General features: G+C 71.7%; 13 protein-coding genes. 8 read left to right on the top strand and 5 right to left on the bottom strand.

The genetic code is table 11. The annotated features are described in order from the left end of the window. Positions 1–47 precede the first annotated feature (47 nt). Both DEI94_RS07340 and DEI94_RS07335 read left to right on the top strand, forming a co-directional pair. Positions 48–1,019: an aldo/keto reductase gene (locus DEI94_RS07340; protein WP_111026037.1), complete on the top strand. Its 972-nt coding sequence runs from the start codon at positions 48–50 to the stop codon at positions 1,017–1,019. Between the two features lie 55 nt (positions 1,020–1,074). Continuing rightward, entirely contained in the window at positions 1,075–1,398 is a 324-nt protein-coding gene (locus tag DEI94_RS07335) for a hypothetical protein (RefSeq protein ID WP_111026036.1), read from the top strand. A 160-nt stretch (positions 1,399–1,558) separates the two neighbouring features. On the opposite strand, the gene DEI94_RS07330 is transcribed toward DEI94_RS07335, so the two are convergent. The 3 genes from DEI94_RS07330 to zapE all read right to left on the bottom strand — a co-directional run bounded on the left by DEI94_RS07330 (position 1,559) and on the right by zapE (position 4,837). Beyond that, positions 1,559–2,218 carry a tyrosine-protein phosphatase gene (locus tag DEI94_RS07330; RefSeq protein WP_181441731.1) on the bottom strand — a complete coding sequence of 220 codons (660 nt, stop codon included), beginning with the start codon at positions 2,216–2,218 and terminating at the stop codon, positions 1,559–1,561. 72 nt (positions 2,219–2,290) lie between these two features. Continuing rightward, positions 2,291–3,565: an ammonium transporter gene (locus DEI94_RS07325; protein WP_111012494.1), complete on the bottom strand. Its 1,275-nt coding sequence runs from the start codon at positions 3,563–3,565 to the stop codon at positions 2,291–2,293. A 243-nt stretch (positions 3,566–3,808) separates the two neighbouring features. After that, positions 3,809–4,837 carry a cell division protein ZapE gene (gene zapE / locus DEI94_RS07320; RefSeq protein ID WP_111008814.1) on the bottom strand — a complete coding sequence of 343 codons (1,029 nt, stop codon included), beginning with the start codon at positions 4,835–4,837 and terminating at the stop codon, positions 3,809–3,811. A 172-nt stretch (positions 4,838–5,009) separates the two neighbouring features. On the opposite strand from zapE, the gene DEI94_RS07315 reads away from it, so the two are divergent. The 6 genes from DEI94_RS07315 to DEI94_RS07290 all read left to right on the top strand — a co-directional run bounded on the left by DEI94_RS07315 (position 5,010) and on the right by DEI94_RS07290 (position 11,855). After that, the gene (locus tag DEI94_RS07315; protein WP_111012495.1) at positions 5,010–5,933 is read left to right on the top strand and encodes a sulfurtransferase; all 924 of its coding nucleotides are present in this window, start codon (positions 5,010–5,012) and stop codon (positions 5,931–5,933) included. After that, positions 5,930–6,364 (top strand): SufE family protein, encoded by a 435-nt coding sequence (locus tag DEI94_RS07310; RefSeq protein WP_111008812.1) that lies wholly within the window; start codon positions 5,930–5,932, stop codon positions 6,362–6,364. The genes DEI94_RS07315 and DEI94_RS07310 overlap by 4 nt, the downstream gene beginning before the upstream one ends. Positions 6,365–6,538: 174 nt before the next feature. Further along, complete coding sequence (locus tag DEI94_RS07305; RefSeq protein WP_146243985.1) at positions 6,539–7,135, top strand: DUF3000 domain-containing protein; 597 nt, start codon at positions 6,539–6,541, stop codon at positions 7,133–7,135. Continuing rightward, a complete protein-coding gene (locus tag DEI94_RS07300) occupies positions 7,128–8,396 on the top strand; it encodes an HRDC domain-containing protein (protein WP_375334750.1) in 1,269 nt (422 codons plus the stop codon). Before DEI94_RS07305 ends, DEI94_RS07300 begins: the two co-directional genes overlap by 8 nt. Positions 8,397–8,473: 77 nt before the next feature. After that, the gene (locus DEI94_RS07295) at positions 8,474–9,685 is read left to right on the top strand and encodes a thiolase family protein (RefSeq protein WP_111026034.1); all 1,212 of its coding nucleotides are present in this window, start codon (positions 8,474–8,476) and stop codon (positions 9,683–9,685) included. A 1-nt stretch (position 9,686) separates the two neighbouring features. Continuing rightward, positions 9,687–11,855 carry a 3-hydroxyacyl-CoA dehydrogenase NAD-binding domain-containing protein gene (locus tag DEI94_RS07290; RefSeq protein WP_111026033.1) on the top strand — a complete coding sequence of 723 codons (2,169 nt, stop codon included), beginning with the start codon at positions 9,687–9,689 and terminating at the stop codon, positions 11,853–11,855. A gap of 105 nt (positions 11,856–11,960) precedes the next feature. On the opposite strand, the gene dxs is transcribed toward DEI94_RS07290, so the two are convergent. Together dxs and DEI94_RS07280 are read right to left on the bottom strand one after the other, a co-directional pair. Beyond that, the gene (gene dxs / locus DEI94_RS07285; RefSeq protein WP_111026032.1) at positions 11,961–13,910 is read right to left on the bottom strand and encodes a 1-deoxy-D-xylulose-5-phosphate synthase; all 1,950 of its coding nucleotides are present in this window, start codon (positions 13,908–13,910) and stop codon (positions 11,961–11,963) included. A gap of 155 nt (positions 13,911–14,065) precedes the next feature. Beyond that, positions 14,066–16,903 (bottom strand): aconitate hydratase, encoded by a 2,838-nt coding sequence (locus tag DEI94_RS07280; RefSeq protein ID WP_111026031.1) that lies wholly within the window; start codon positions 16,901–16,903, stop codon positions 14,066–14,068. Positions 16,904–16,944: the final 41 nt, after the last annotated feature.

Below are 16,944 nucleotides of genomic sequence, written 5' to 3'. Positions count from 1 at the left end.
CCGCTGCTCCTGGACCCGCGCTCAGCGGGAGGCGTAGACCCGGAGGCATGGAATACACACACCTCGGACGCACCGGCCTGTCCGTCTCCCGCGCCGTGCTCGGCACCATGAACTTCGGACCACAGACGAGCGAGGAGGACTCGTTCGCGATCATGGACCGCGCCCACGACCTCGGCGTCAACTTCTTCGACACCGCCAACGTGTACGGCTGGCAGAAGGGCGAGGGCGTCACCGAGCAGATCGTCGGCCGCTGGTTCGCGCAGGGCGGCGGCCGCCGCGAACGCACGGTCATCGCGACCAAGCTGTACGGCGACATGGGCGACTGGCCGAACGAGTCGAAGCTCTCGGCCCTGGCGATCCGTCGTCAGCTCGACGACTCGCTCCGCCGGCTGCAGACGGACCACGTCGACCTGTACCAGTTCCACCACATCGACCGGGCGACGCCCTGGGAGGAGATCTGGCAGGCGATGGAGGTCGCCGTCCAGCAGGGCAAGGTCCTGTACGCCGGGTCGAGCAACTTCGCCGGGTGGCACATCGCCCAGGCGCAGGAGGCCGCCGCGCGCCGGAACTTCGTCGGCCTCGTCAGTGAGCAGTCGATCTACAACCTGCTCGTCCGCGACGTCGAGCGCGAGACCCTGCCCGCCGCGCGCACGTACGGCCTCGGGATGATCCCCTGGTCGCCGCTCCAGGGCGGTCTGCTCGGTGGCGTCATCGAGAAGACCGAGGAGGGCTCGCGCCGGCTCGAGGGTCGCGCGAAGGAGGCCCTCGAGGCGAACCGACCCGCGATCGAGCAGTACGAGGCGTTCGCGAAGGAGATCGGCCACGCGCCGGGCGAGCTCGCGCTCGCGTGGCTGCTCCACCAGCCGGGCGTGACCGCGCCGATCACCGGCCCGCGGACGATGCAGCAGCTCGAGTCGGCGGTCGCATCCGTGGACATCCACCTCGACCAGGCAGCGCTCGACCGCCTCGACGAGATCTTCCCGGGGCACAAGACGTCCCCGGAGGACTACGCCTGGTGATCACGGCCACAGCGGACACACGGCACGTGGCCTGGACCACGGAGAGGACGACGACATGGTGAACGACCACGGCGGGATGAACGAGGGTGCCGCGAGCGTGGGTGCGAGCCTGCAGCACGAGGCATCCGAGTCGGGCGACCGGCACATCGACCAGCACCCGGAGCAGATGGGTCGCGCCGAGGACGGCTCGTCCGGCCTCGACCGGGAGGACCGGGGCGAGCAGGAGCAGAGCGCCCTGGCCGCACTCGGTGACGACGCGCGCGGCGGCGACGCGATGGTCGGCGCGGCCGATGCGGCCGGCGACGCGTCCTCGGGCACCCAGCAGGACGACCAGGAGGCACCGGGCGGCGACCGCGCGGACGGCGCCGACCTGCCGTGATGCCCTGACCCCGGGACCCCGGACCCCGTGATCCCGGGACCGGGGTCCCGGGTCACGGGACGATCGAGGTCGCACGAGATGCCGCTCTGACACACGACAGGGCGGCATCGTGCGCGATCTCGCGGTCCCCGGGCCGGGGGCCGGGGACCGGGACCCGAGGTCAGAGCCGGTCGACCTCGCGGTCGCTCAGCCCGAGCCAGCGCAGGTAGCCGCGGACGGACAGGAACTGCTCCTCCACGTGCTCGACGACCGCGACGGCCGTGGCGGCCTCCGATCGGACGTTGCGGTCGAAGTGCTCGGCGTCGGCAGCCTCGGCGCGTTCGCGGGCGAAACGGTCCGCCAGCGCCGCCCCGGTCGCGGCGTAGTCCGCGCCGATGCGGTCGAGGTCCGCCCCCCAGAGCCGGGCGAGCAACGCGCTGACGACGCCGGTGCGGTCCTTGCCCGCGGAGCAACAGACCAGCACGTCGCCCTCGGTCTCGGCCAGGGCGCGGAACACGAGGAGCATCGTCGCTCGGTGCCGCACGAGCCAGTCCACGTACTGGTCGCGGAGCTCGAGGGCGTCGGGGGCCGATTCCTCACCGGCCGCGGGGTCGAACAGCGGTACGTTCCGGTAGCCCGCGGCCGCGCGGAGCGGGTGCGCGAGCGCGGCGACCTCGTCGCCGCGGCGCAGGTCCACGACCGTCTCGAGCACGACGGGGTAGGCGGTGGCCGGCACGTCCTCGGTGTTCGAGCGGTAGACGGTGCGGGTCCGCCCCGCCTGGAACCCGGGTCCGCCGACCTCACGGAAGTTGGCGAGCGTGGGCGGTGTCGTCGTGGTCACCGCGTCAGTCTGCCACCGGACACGCACGACGCCCCCGGCGCGGAGCCGGGGGCGTCGTGCGTGTCGCGTGGGTCAGCGGACGGAGACCGGGGTGCGGTCGGCCTCCTCGTAGAGCACGTAGCCCTCCTCGCCGTGGACGGCGGTGTCGATGCCGGCGACCTCGTCCTCGGCGCGAACGCGGAAGCCGATGGTCTTCTCGACGATCCAGCCGATCACGAAGGCGAGGACGAACGAGTAGACGAGCACGACGCCGGCCGCGGTGGCCTGCTTGCCGAGCTGCACGAACGAGCCGGAGTAGATGAGCCCGGTGGTGTTCGCGAAGAACCCGAGCCACAGCGTGCCGACGATGCCGCCGACCAGGTGGACGCCGACGACGTCGAGCGAGTCGTCGAAACCGAGGCGGTACTTCCAGTCGATCGCGAAGCAGCAGATGATGCCCGAGACGAACCCGAGGACGACGCCCCAGCCGGGCGTCAGCGCGGCACAGGCGGGCGTGATCGCGACGAGACCGGTGACGGCGCCCGACGCCGCGCCGACCGAGGTGGCCTTGCCGTCGCGGATCTTCTCGATCATGAGCCAGCCGAGCACGGCGGCGGCGGGTGCGGCGAGCGTGTTGATCCACGCGAGCGAGGCGATGCCGTCCGCGGCGCCCTCGGACCCGGCGTTGAACCCGAACCAGCCGAACCAGAGGATGCCGGCGCCGAGCAGGACGAACGGGGGGTTGTGCGGCTTGTGGGCGCCCTTGGCGAACCCGACGCGGCGGCCGAGCACGATCGCGAGGGCGAGGCCCGCGGCACCGGCGTCGATGTGGACCGCCGTGCCACCGGCGAAGTCGATGACACCCCACGTGGCGAACATGCCGGACTTGAGGTTGAACACCCAGCTGGCGACCGGGAAGTAGACGAGGGTCACCCAGATGCCCGAGAAGATCATCCACGCGCCGAACTTGGCGCGGTCGGCGATGGCGCCGGAGATGAGCGCGACCGTGATGATCGCGAACGTGGCCTGGAACCCGACGAAGGCGAGGTCGGGGTACGTGGCGTGGAGCGTCGATGCCTGCGACTGCTCGAACGCCTGGCCGAGGCCGAGCTGGTTGAGGTCGATGCTGAAGAACCCGACCTTACCGACGACGTGGGTGCCGGGGCCGGTGTTCGCGAACGAGATCGCGTAGCCGTACAGCACCCACAGGACGCTCACGAGACCGATCGCGCCGAAGGACATCATCATCATGCTGATGACGCTCTTCGCCTTGACCAGGCCGCCGTAGAAGAACGCGAGGCCCGGCGTCATGAACAACACCAGCGCCGCCATGATCAAGATGAAGGCCGTTTGACCTTGGTTGAGCATCTGTTCACCTCTCTGTTGCTGTGGACCGCGTCGGCGGCGCTGTCCGCGTCTGACGGGCCCGCCTCGGGTGGGACCAGTGTGGCGACGAGAGGTTTCACTCCGGAGCACGGCGTGTTTCACGGATGTAACACGACGCGCCGCCGTGTGAACGTTGTGTTTCGGCAGGCTGGCGCGGCGCTCGACAGCAGCCGAGGACCTCCCCCGAACAGGTGCCGACGCGCAGCCGACGCGCCGGAGCGGCGTTCAGGCGCGCGTCAGCGCGACCACGCGCGACGCGGCACGGAGGTACTTCTTGCGGTACCCACCCGAGAGCATGGACTCCGGGAACACCTGGTCGAGCGGAGTGCCGGACGCCACGAGCCGCACCTGGGCGTCGTACAGGCGGTCCACGAGCGCGACCCACCGGAGCGCGTCGGTCTGGTCGGTGAACGGCACGACGTCGACGAGGCCGGCCGCGTCGAGCCCCTCGACCATCGCGACGTACCGCGAGGGGTGCACCGTCCCGAGGTGCGCGACGAGGTCGGCGAACCGGTCCTCGGTGACGCGCGCCTGGCCTCCCGGCAGGGCGCGGAGGACCGCGGCGACGTCGTCGACGGTCGCGGCGGTCTCGTCGATGGAGCGGCGGCGGAAGTCGAGCCCGTCGATGCGGAGCGTGGTGAACCGGTCCGCCATCGCCTGAATCTCCCGGAGGAAGTCCTGCGCCGCGAACCGGCCCTCGCCCAGGGCCCCGGGCGGGGTGTTCGACGTCGCCGCGATGCGGGTGCCGCGCTCGGCGAGTTCCCGGATCAGCCGGGTCATCATCATGGTGTCGCCCGGGTCGTCGAGCTCGAACTCGTCGATGCACACGAGCGCCGTGCCCGTGAGGAGGTCCACGGTGCCCTGGAACCCGAGCGCACCGACGAGTGCCGTGTACTCGATGAACGTCCCGAACGTCCGGCGGCCGGTCTCCGCGTGGTACGCCGCCGCAAGCAGGTGGGTCTTGCCGACACCGAAGCCGCCGTCGAGGTACACGCCCGACGTCGTCGGCTCGGGTGCGGGACGCCGACGGCCGAACAGTCCGCGGCGGGCGGACACGGGCCGGTCGGCGACGAACCGCTCGACGGCGTCGCGGACCTCGGCCTGCGACGGGAAGTCGGGGTCGGGTCGGTACGAGGCGAACGACGCGTCGGCGAACTGCGGCGGCGGGACGAGCGCCGCGGCCATCTGCTCCGGCGTGACGACGGGGTCCCGGTCCGCCAGACGCGGCAGGGTCCCGACGGCGTCGTTCGGCATGCTGGGCGGACCTTCCGTCGAGGGATCGGGAACAGCGTCACCCGTCGTCACGTTGATCGACCACGGACGGTGCGGACGCGTAGCGTTGTCCGGGCGCCGCCCGTCGATGCTATCCGCGTCCGATGTCCACCCGCACGATCCGAACCGGCCCCGAGGGGCCCAGGAGGTACCCATGACCGCCCCGGTCGACCCGTCCGAGCAGTTCGCCGCGTACGCCCACCCCGAGCGACTCGTGTCGACCGCGTGGCTCGCCGAACGGCTGACGGCCGCGGAACCCGGTCAGCACGACCTCGTCGTCGTCGAGTCCGACGAGGACGTGCTCCTGTACGAGACCGGCCACATCCCCGGCAGCGTCAAGATCGACTGGCACACCGACCTGAACGACCCGGTGCAGCGCGACTACATCGACGGCGAGGCGTTCGCGCGCCTGGTCGGCGGCAAGGGGATCGCGCGCGACACGACGGTCGTCATCCACGGTGACAAGAACAACTGGTGGGCCGCGTACGCGTTGTGGGTCTTCACCCTCTTCGGGCACGAGGACGTCCGTCTGCTCGACGGCGGGCGGGCGAAGTGGGTGGCCGAGGGTCGCCCCATGACGACGGACCGGACCGAGGTGACGCCGGTCGAGTACCCCGTCGTCGAGCGGCGGGACAGCGCCGTCCGGGCCTTCAAGGAGGACGTCCTCGCGCACCTCGGCGAGCCCCTGATCGACGTCCGGAGCCCGGCCGAGTACTCGGGTGAGCGCACCACGGCACCGGACTACCCGGAGGAGGGCGCGCTGCGCGCCGGCCACATCCCCACCGCCACGAACATCCCGTGGGCAACCGCGGCGGCGCCGGACGGCACGTTCCGTCCTCGAGCCGAGCTGGACGCCGTGTACCGCGACGGTGCGGGCATCGGCGACGACGACGCCGTGATCGCCTACTGCCGCATCGGCGAGCGGTCGAGCCACACCTGGTTCGTGCTCACGCACCTGCTCGGGATCCAGGACGTCAAGAACTACGACGGCTCGTGGACCGAGTGGGGCAGCGCGGTGCGCGTGCCGATCGCGACGGGCACCGAGCCGGGCGACATCCCGGCGGGACGGACCCGATGACCGACACGCTGCCCGCGTCGCTCGCCACGATCCGCGACGACTTCCTCGCGCTGGGGCTCCAGGACCGCCTGCAGCTGCTGCTCGAGTTCTCGGACGAACTCCCGGCGCTGCCGCAGGAGTACGCCGAGCACCCGGACCTGCTCGAGCGCGTCGAGGAGTGCCAGTCCCCCGTGTTCATCTTCGTCACGGTCGACGACGGCGTGGTCACGATGCACGCCACGGCTCCGCGCGAGGCCCCGACCACCCGCGGCTTCGCGTCGATCCTCGCGCAGGGACTCAGCGGACTGACCTCGGACGAGGTCCTGGCGGTGCCGGCGGACTACCCGCTGACGCTCGGACTCAGCGAGGCCGTGAGCCCGCTGCGGATCCGCGGCATGGTCGGCATGCTCGGCCGGGTGCAGCGGCAGGTCCGGGCGGCCGTCGCCGCGTAGGTCACGGTGCGTCCGAGGGAGACCGTGCCGGCGCCGAGACCGACCGCGAGGACACTCCTCGCGAGGCGCGCCGACGACGCCGTTCCGGTCATCGCACGCGTCCTCTCTGCCGAGCAGACCGACGGACGGCGTGCCGCCCCTCCCGGTCCCGGCTCCGGAGCCTAGTCTGCAGAGGTGTCCGATACCCCTGCACCGACCGCGGAACCCGAGGCGTTCGCGCGCCTGCGGGCGTTCGTGGCCCAGGGCTCGACCCGGTCGGAGACGACCGTGACCGAGATCCCGTCGCCGAGCCGGGTGGCGCCGCACTCCCTCGCGCTGGCCGCCGACGTCTCGGGGATCGCTCACGGGGTCGACTCCGACCTCGGCACCGGTCGGTTCATCGCCATGTACGACCCGGCGGAGCCCGAGGGCTGGTACGGCCCGTTCCGCGTCGTCACGTTCGCCCAGGCGCCCCTCGAGCCCGAGATCGGGGTGGACGAGTTCGTCGCCGACGTCACGTGGAGCTGGCTCGTCGACGCCCTCGCGGCGCACGGTGCCGCGTACGACCACGCCTCCGGCACGGCGACCAAGATCATCTCGCGCGGCTACGGCGAGCTGAGCGCCCAGGGCGACGGCGCCCAGCTCGAGCTCCGTGCCTCGTGGAGCCCCACCGATGACGACCTCACGGCGCACGTGCGGGCCTGGGAGGACATCGTCGCGATGCTCGCCGGACTCCCACCGTCGTCGGACGGCGTCACCCTCCTCGCCCCGAGGCGGCTCGCCCGTGACTGACCAGCGCACGACGCCCGACGGAACGGACCCCGGCGTCGAGGACTCCCACGCGACCGTCCGCGTCATCGAGGACCTCGCGGCGTACCGGCAGGCCGTCGCGCACATCGCCGCCGGTCACGGTCCGGTCGCGGTCGACGCCGAGCGCGCGAGCGGCTACCGGTACTCCCAGCGCGCCTACCTGATCCAGGTCTACCGCCGCGGTGCCGGGGTGTTCCTGCTCGATCCGATCGCGATCAGGGCCGAGGACGCCGACGCGTTCGCCGCGCTCCAAGCGGTCATCGGGGACGAGGAGTGGGTGTTCCACGCCGCGAGCCAGGACCTGCCGTGCCTCCGCGAGGTCGGGCTCGTGCCGCGGCGCATCTTCGACACCGAGCTCGGAGCGCGGCTCGCGGGGCTCAGCCGCGTCGGCCTCGGCGCGGTCGTCGAGGAGCTCCTCGGGATCCACCTCGCCAAGGAGCACTCCGCCGCCGACTGGTCCACACGTCCGCTCCCCCAGGCGTGGCTCGTGTACGCGGCCCTCGACGTCGAGCTCCTCGTCGACCTCCGCGACGAGATGGCCGAGCGCCTCGAACGGTCCGGCAAGGCCCACATCGCCGAACAGGAGTTCGCGGCGGTCCTGACGCGCGTGCCGAAGCCCCCGCGCGCGGAGCCCTGGCGCCGGCTCTCGGGGCTGCACACGCTCCGCGGACAGCGGTCCCTCGCGATCGCACGGGCGCTCTGGCAGGCGCGTGACGCCTACGCCCAGGCGGCGGACGTCGCGCCCGGGCGCACGATCCCGGACTCGGCGATCATCGCCGCCGCGGCCGCGAACCCGTCGTCGAAGCGCGAGCTGGGTGCCGTCAAGACGTTCTCCGGACGCGCGAGCCGCAGCGAACTCGACCGGTGGTGGGCCGCCGTCGAGGAGGGCCGGGCGACCACGGACCTCCCGTCGGTGCGTGGAACGGGTGAGCCGTCCCTCCCGCCGCCGCGCGCGTGGTCGGACCGCAATCCCGCGGCCGATCGCCGGTACAAGGCGGCGCGACCGGCGGTCGTGGCGCGCGCCGAGGAGCTCGCGCTCCCGGTCGAGAACCTGCTCACTCCGGACACCCTCCGGACGCTCGCGTGGGAGCCCCCCTCGCCCGTGACGCCCGAGACCGTCGCCGACGCGCTGGCCGCGCTCGACGCCCGCCCGTGGCAGATCGAGGAGACCGCGGACCGCATCGCCGCCGCGTTTGTGGCAGCCGGACAGGCCGACGAGCCGGGCGGCGAGTCCGCCTCGTAGGAACCGGCCAACCGACTCGCTCCGGGGTCGCGCCCGGCATAGCGTCGGCGATGATCGAGGAAGATCAGGAGGCTCATGTGACCAAGGCATCAGACGTCGTCTTCGTGGACGGTGTCCGGACCCCGTTCGGACGCGCCGGCGAGAAAGGGGTGTTCTGGAACACCCGGGCGGACGACCTCGCGACGCACGCGATGCGTGGCCTGTTCGACCGGAACCCGTCGCTGGACGGCGCCGCCGTGGACGACGTCGCGGTCGCCGCGACGACGCAGCAGGGCGATCAGGGGCTGACGCTCGGCCGCACGGTCGGCATGCTCGCGGGCCTCCCGAAGTCGGTTCCCGGGTACGCGATCGACCGGATGTGCGCCGGCGCGATGACGAGCGTGACGACCCTGGCCGGGGCGATCGCGTTCGGCGCCGCCGACGTCGCGATCGCCGGCGGGGTCGAGCACATGGGTCGGCACCCGATGGGTTTCGGGGTCGACCCGAACCCCCGGTTCCTCGCCGAGCGCATGGTCGCGGGCGACGCACTCGTCATGGGCAACACCGCGGAACGACTGCACGACCGGTTCCCCGCGATCACGAAGGACCGCACCGACGCCTACGCCGTCCGCTCCCAGCAGCGGTACCAGGCGGCGTGGGAGGCCGGGAAGCTCCAGCCGGACCTCGTCCCCGTCGCGGTCGCGACCGGATCGGGCTGGGACGTCGTCGACCGCGACGAACCGCCGCGGCCCGGCACCACCCTGGAGGCCCTGGCCGCGCTGGGGACACCGTTCCGGCCCCACGGACGGGTCACCGCCGGCAACGCCGCCGGCCTCAACGACGGCGCCACCATGAGCCTCCTCGCCTCGGAGGACGGCGCGAAGCAGCACGGACTCCCGACGAAGATGCGCATGGTGTCGTTCGCGTTCGCCGGCGTCGACCCCGAGGTCATGGGCGTCGGACCCGTCCCGGCGACGGACAAGGCGCTCCGGAAGGCCGGGCTGTCGATCGACGACATCGGGCTGTTCGAGATCAACGAGGCGTTCGCCGTGCAGGTCCTGGCGTTCCTGGACAACTACGGCATCCCGGAGGACAGCGAGAAGGTGAACCCGTGGGGCGGGGCCATCGCGGTCGGCCACCCCCTCGCGTCGAGCGGTGTCCGGCTCATGACCCAGCTCGCCGCCCAGTTCGCCGAGCACCCCGAGGTCCGGTACGGGATCACGACGATGTGCATCGGACTCGGGCAGGGCGGCACGGTGGTCTGGGAGAACCCGGGCTTCTCGCGCAGCGCGGCACGGAAGGCGGCCTGACATGACCACGACCGGCACGAACGCCACCGCGGCACCGGACCAGGCCGTGCTCGACCGACTCGAGGCGCTCGCGGCCGACGAGGTCGTCACGAACGCCCACGTCAAGCACGTGGCGCTGCCCTCCGGAGGCCGTCTGGCGCTCATCACGCTCGACAACGGCAAGGACCACAAACGCCCCAACACGCTCGGCCCGCGGTCGCTCCGGGCGCTCGGCGAGGCGCTCGACCAGGTGCGCGCGGACGCCGCCGCCGGCACGATCCGCGCCGCGGCCATCACGGGCAAGCAGTACTGCCTCGCCGCCGGCGCCGACCTCTCCCAGGCCTCCCGCGTGCCGGACCGCGAGACCGCGCACGCGCTCGCCCGGCTCGGACACGACACCCTCCGGCGGCTCGGCGACCTCGGCGTGCCGTCGTTCGCCTTCGTCAACGGGATGGCCCTCGGCGGCGGACTCGAGGTCGCGCTGCACTGCACCTACCGCGTGTTCTCGTCCGCGGCGCAGGGCATCGGGCTGCCCGAGGTGTTCCTCGGGATCATCCCCGGCTGGGGCGGCGCGACGCTGCTCCCGCGGCTCATCGGGCCCGAGCGCGCGCTCCGCGTCATCGTGGAGAACCCGCTGAAGAACAACCGGCTCATGGACGGGCCCACCGCCGTCGAACTCGGCATCGGCGATGCGCTCGTGCCCTCGGCGATGTTCCTCACCGATGCGCTGCGCTGGGCCGACGGCGTGCTGTCCGGTCGGGTGACGGTGAAGCGCCCGAACGAGCCGGGCACCCTCGCCAAGGCCACCTGGGGCACGGTCGTCAAGGTCGCCCGAGGGCAGGTCACGGGCCGGATCGGCACCGTGCCGCGCTCGCCCCGGGTCGCTCTCGACCTCGTCGCCGCCGCCCGTTCCGGCAGCCTCGACGACCGGTTCGCGGCCGAGGACGACGCCCTCGCGGACCTCATCAGCGGCGACCAGTTCGCCGCGTCGATGTACGCGTTCGACCTCGTGCAGAAGCGCGCCAAGCGTCCGGTCGGCGCACCCGAGGCCGCTCCGCGGACGATCACGAAGGTCGGCGTGCTCGGTGCCGGACTCATGGCGTCGCAGTTCGCGCTGTTGTTCGCCCGCCGTCTCGGTGTGCCCGTGGTCATCACCGACCTCGACCAGGGCCGCGTCGATGCCGGGGTGGCCCGGATCCGCAGCGAGGTCGACGCGCTGCTCGGCAAGGGACGGATCTCGCCCGACGACGCCAACCGGATCGTGGGCCTCGTCTCCGGCACGGTGTCCCTCGAGCCGTTCGCTGACGCGGACTGGGTCATCGAGGCCGTGTTCGAGGAACTCGGCGTCAAACAGGACGTCCTCCGCCGGGTCGAGCAGATCGTCGCCCCGGACGCGATCCTCGCCACGAACACGTCGTCGCTCTCGGTCGAGGCCATGGCCGACGCGCTCGAGCACCCGGACCGCCTCGTGGGCTTCCACTTCTTCAACCCGGTCGCGGTCATGCCGCTCGTCGAGGTGGTCCGCGCACCGCGGACGTCGGACGAGGCCGTCTCGACCGCACTCGCCGTCGCGAGGACGCTGAAGAAGACCGCGATCATCACGGCGGACGCCCCCGGCTTCGTGGTGAACCGTGTGCTCGCCCGGGTCCTCGGCGAGGCGATGCGCGGCGTCGAGCAGGGCACCCCGTTCGAGGTCGTGGCCGAGGGCGCCGCGCCGCTCGGCCTCCCGATGTCGCCGTTCGAACTGCTCGAACTCGTCGGTCTGCCCGTCGGCGCCCACGTGCTCGACTCCCACCACCAGGCGTTCCCCGACCGCTACTGGTCGGGCGACGGACTCCGGCGGCTCGCCGAGCACGGTGCCATCACGACGCGCGACAAGAAGGGCGCCGTGACCGGGTACGACCGGGCGGCGGTGGAACTCGTCGCGCCCGCGAGGAAGGACGCGACACCATCGTCCGCGGCGGAGATCCAGCGACGCTTCGAGGACGGCCTCGCGGACGAGCTCCACCGCATGCTCGACGAGGGCGTCGTCTCCGCCGTCGAGGACATCGACCTCGGGCTGATCCTCGGTGCCGGGTACCCGTTCCACTCGGGCGGCATCAGCCCATACCTCGACCGGGTCGGCGCGTCCGAGCGGGTGTTCGGCGGCACGTTCCACGACCCGCGGATCGTGGGTCCGGCCTCCCGCTGAGCGCCGCTCCGGCCGCGTCGCACCGGAGCATCCCGTTCGGACACCGGGATGCCCCGGTGCGACCGGCACCCCGGCGGTGCGACGGCGGTCGCGGACCCGCCGCCGTCAGCGCTGCGCCGAGCCCGACGACTCGCGAGCGGGGGCGGGCTTCGCCTTCGGCAGCTTCGTGCCCACGACCTGGTCGATCACGTCGCGCGCGATCGCCTGTGCCGACAGTCCGACCTGCTCGAGGATCTGGGACCGCGACGCGTGGTCGATGAACGCGTCGGGCAGCCCGAGCTCGTTCACCGCGGTGTCGACTCCGGCCGCGCGGAGGTCCTGCCGCAGGCGCGTCCCGATGCCCCCGACGCGGACGCCGTCCTCGAGCGTGATGACGAGCCGGTGGTCGCGCGCGAGGTCGACGAGCGAGGTCGCGATGGGCACGACCCATCGCGGGTCGACCACCGTGGCGCCGATGCCCTGCGCTTCGAGGAGCGCGGCGACGTCGAGCGCGATCGGTGCCATCGCCCCGACCGCGACGATGAGGACGTCCTCGGCGTCCGACGAGTCCGACGCCGACCGGAGCACGTCCACGCCGTCCGCGAGGCGGTGCACCGCGGGGATGTCGGGCCCGACCGCGCCCTTCGGGAACCGCACGACGGTCGGGGCGTCGTCGACGGCGACGGCCTCGCGGAACTCCTCGCGGAGGGTGCTGGCGTCACGGGGCGCAGCGATGCGGATGCCCGGGACGACCTGCAGGATCGCGAGGTCCCACATGCCGTGGTGGCTCGGCCCGTCCGGACCGGTGACGCCGGCGCGGTCGAGCACGAAGGTCACGCCGGCGCGGTGCAGGGCGACGTCCATGAGGACCTGGTCGAACGCGCGGTTCACGAACGTCGCGTAGAGCGCCACGACCGGGTGCAGTCCGCCGAACGCGAGCCCCGCTGCCGTGGTGACGGCGTGCTGCTCGGCGATCCCCACGTCGTACACGCGCTCCGGGTGCCGCTCCTGGAACCGATGCAGTCCCGTCGGCCGGAGCATCGCCGCGGTGATCGCGACGATGCGCTCGTCGTCATCGCCGGCCTGCGCGAGTGCCTCCGCGAACACGTCCGTCCAGGCGGGTCCGGCGCTCGCGCTCTCAAGCGACTCGCCCGTCTCGGGGTCGATGTGCCCGACGGCGTGGAACTGGTCGGCGACGTCGCGGAGCGCGGGCTCGAAGCCGTGCCCCTTCTCCGTGATCGCGTGCACGATGACCGGCGTCCCGTAGTCCTTCGCCTGCCGGAACGCGGCTTCGAGCGCGCGCTCGTCGTGGCCGTCGACCGGTCCGATGTACTTGATGTCGAGGTTCGAGTACAGCGCCTCGTTGTTCGTGAACCGCGACAGGAACCCGTGCATGCCGCCCCGGAGTCCCCGGTACACGGCACGTCCGGGATGCCCGAAGTGGCTCGCGAAGCGTTGGGTGCGCTCGTACATCTCGCGGTACTCACGCCGCGTCCGCACCTGGTTGAGGAACCGCGCCATGCCGCCGATCGTCGGCGCGTAGGAGCGGCCGTTGTCGTTGACGACGATGACGAGACGGCGGTCGTTGTCGTCCGAGATGTTGTTGAGGGCCTCCCACGTCATGCCGCCGGTGAGCGCGCCGTCACCGACCACGGCCACGACGGTGCGATCACTCTGCCCGGTGAGCTGGAACCCCCGCGAGATGCCGTCCGCCCACGACAGCGACGACGACGCGTGCGAGGACTCGACGATGTCGTGCTCGGACTCGGATCGCTGCGGGTACCCGGCGAGACCGCCCTGTGTCCGCAGGCCGCTGAAGTCCTGTCGCCCCGTGATGAGCTTGTGGACGTACGACTGGTGCCCGGTGTCGAACACCATGGGGTCGTGTGGGGAGTCGAACACCCGGTGCATGGCGAGGGTGAGTTCCACCACGCCGAGGTTCGGCCCGAGGTGCCCGCCCGTCTTCGCCACCTCGGCCACGAGGAACGTGCGGATCTCCGCTGCGAGCTCGACCATCTGGGTGTCGGACAGACGCTTCAGGTCGCGTGGCGACCGGATGCCGGACAACAGGCTCACGGACGCTCCTTTCGTGGGCGAACGCTCAGTGTATTCGCGCCACCGCAGAACGGTCTGGTTGCTGGCGGCGCGGGGCTCGTCGCGCAGATGGTGACCTGGACGGACGGGAGGGACGGTGCCAGTCGCACCCTCCCTCCCGTCCGTCCACCGGTCACCTAGACGAGCGAGCGGAGCACGTACTGCAGGATGCCGCCGTTGCGGTAGTAGTCGGCCTCGCCGGGGGTGTCGATGCGCACCACCGCGTCGAACTCGACGGGCTGGGCACCCGCGGGCGAGTGCTCACTCGGCGTCGCGGTGACGTGCACCGTGCGCGGGGTCGTCCCGTCGTTGAGCTGCTCGAGCCCCGAGATCGACACGACCTCGGTGCCGTCGAGTCCGAGCGAGTCCGCGGTCTCGCCCGCCGGGAACTGCAGCGGCACGACACCCATGCCGATGAGGTTCGAGCGGTGGATGCGCTCGAAGCTCTCCGCGATCACCGCACGGACGCCGAGCAGGTTCGTGCCCTTCGCCGCCCAGTCGCGGGAGGATCCGGAGCCGTACTCCTTGCCGCCGAGGATCACGAGCGGGACACCCTGCGCCTGGTAGTGCTGGGACGCGTCGTAGATGAACGCCTGGGCACCCTCCGGGCTCGTGAAGTCCCGCGTGTACCCGCCCTCGACGCCGTCCAGCAGCAGGTTCTTGAGCCGGATGTTCGCGAACGTCCCGCGGATCATGACCTCGTGGTTGCCGCGGCGCGACCCGTACGAGTTGAAGTCCTTCCGGTCCACCCCGTGCTCTGCCAGGTAGTGCCCGGCGGGGCTGTCCGCCTTGATGGACCCGGCGGGCGAGATGTGGTCGGTCGTGACGGAGTCGCCGAGCTTCGCGAGCACCCGGGCGCCGCTGATGTCCGATACCGGGGTGGTCTCGATCGTCAGGCCCTCGAAGTACGGGGGCTTCCGGACGTAGGTCGACTCGGCGTCCCACTCGAACGTGTCACCGGTCGGCGTCGGCAAGGACTTCCAGCGGTCGTCGCCCTCGAACACCGAGGCGTACTCGTGCGTGAACATCCCGGTGTCGATCGAGTGGTCGATGACCTCCTGCACCTCGGCCGCGTCGGGCCAGATGTCCTTGAGGTACACCGGCTCCCCCGACTGGTCCGTGCCGAGCGCGTCCGCGTCGAAGTCGAAGTGCATGGACCCGGCCAGCGCGTACGCGATCACGAGGGGCGGGGACGCCAGGTAGTTCATCTTGACGTCGGGGTTGATGCGCCCCTCGAAGTTCCGGTTGCCGGAGAGCACCGCGGTCACGGCGAGGTCGTTGTCCTGCACCGCCTGCGAGATCTCGTCGGGCAGCGGGCCGGAGTTGCCGATGCACGTGGTGCAGCCGTAGCCGACCGTGTAGAACCCGAGGTCCTCGAGGTACCCGGTGAGCCCGGCCTTCTCGTAGTAGTCCGTGACGACCTTCGACCCGGGCGCGAGCGTGGTCTTGACCCACGGCTTCGACTTCAGGCCCTTCTTCGCGGCGTTCCGGGCGAGGAGCCCGGCCGCGAGCATCACCGACGGGTTCGACGTGTTCGTGCACGACGTGATCGCGGCGATGGCGACCGCGCCGTGGTCGATCGTGAACGCGTCGCCGCCGTCGAGCGCCACCCGGACCGGCTTCGACGCCGTGTTCGGCGCGCTGGCGGCGTGGAGCGGGACCTCCGACGGCTGGGCGTCCGCGTCGTCCTGGACGGCGTGCTCGTCGCCGGGCGCGGCGGCCACCGGGTCCGACGCGGGGAACGAGTCGGCGACGGCCTTGTCCTCTTCCGACGGCGTCGTCGTGGCGTAGTTCGCCAGGTCGACCTCGAACTGGTCCTTGGCGACCGAGAGCTCGATCCGGTCCTGGGGGCGCTTCGGTCCGGAGATCGACGGCACGACCGTCGAGAGGTCGAGCTCGAGGTACTCGGAGTACGCCGGCTCCACCGAGGGGTCGTGCCAGAGGCCCTGCGCCTTCGAGTAGGCCTCGACGAGGGCGATCTGCGACTCCTCGCGCCCGGTGAGGCGCAGGTACTCGAGCGTGACGTCGTCGACCGGGAAGATCGCGGCGGTCGACCCGAACTCGGGGCTCATGTTGCCGATCGTCGCGCGGTTCGCGAGCGGCACCTGGGCGACGCCCTCGCCGTAGAACTCGACGAACTTGCCGACCACGCCGTGCTTCCGGAGCATCTGGGTGATCGTCAGGACGACGTCGGTCGCGGTGACGCCGGCCGGGATCGCACCGGACAGCTTGAACCCGACGACCTTCGGGATGAGCATCGACACCGGCTGACCGAGCATCGCCGCCTCGGCCTCGATGCCGCCGACGCCCCACCCGAGGACGCCGAGCCCGTTCACCATCGTGGTGTGCGAGTCGGTGCCGACGAGGGTGTCCGGGTAGGCCGTCAGCTCGCCGTCGATCTCGCGCGTGTAGGTGACACGGGCGAGGTACTCGATGTTCACCTGGTGGACGATGCCGGTGCCCGGCGGGACGACCTTGAAGTCCTCGAACGCGGTCTGCCCCCAGCGGAGGAACTGGTACCGCTCGCCGTTCCGCTCGTACTCGATGTCCGTGTTGACCTTCAGCGCGTCAGCACGCCCGAAGAGGTCGGCGATCACCGAGTGGTCGATGACGAGCTCGGCCGGTGCGAGGGGGTTGATCTTCGTCGGGTCCCCGCCGATCTCCGCCATCGCCTCACGCATGGTGGCCAGGTCGACGATGCACGGCACGCCGGTGAAGTCCTGCATCACCACGCGCGCGGGCGTGAACTGGATCTCGGTGTCGGGCTCCGCGGTCGGCACCCAGGAGCCGAGCGCGCGGATCTGCGCCTCGGTGACGTTCGCGCCGTCCTCGGTGCGCAGCAGGTTCTCGAGCAGGACCTTCAGGCTGTACGGGAGTCGCTCGTGTCCGGGCACGGTGTCGATGCGGTGGAACGCGTGGTCGACACCCCCGACCGTGAGGACGTCCTTCGAACCGAAGCTGTTCAACGCAGCCATCGTGCCGCCTCCCTTGCTGGTCGGGTCCGCTCCGTCGCGGG

Source organism: Curtobacterium sp. MCBD17_040 (assembly GCF_003234805.2).
Classification (GTDB): domain Bacteria; phylum Actinomycetota; class Actinomycetes; order Actinomycetales; family Microbacteriaceae; genus Curtobacterium.
This window is presented reverse-complemented; position numbering and strand designations above follow the sequence as displayed.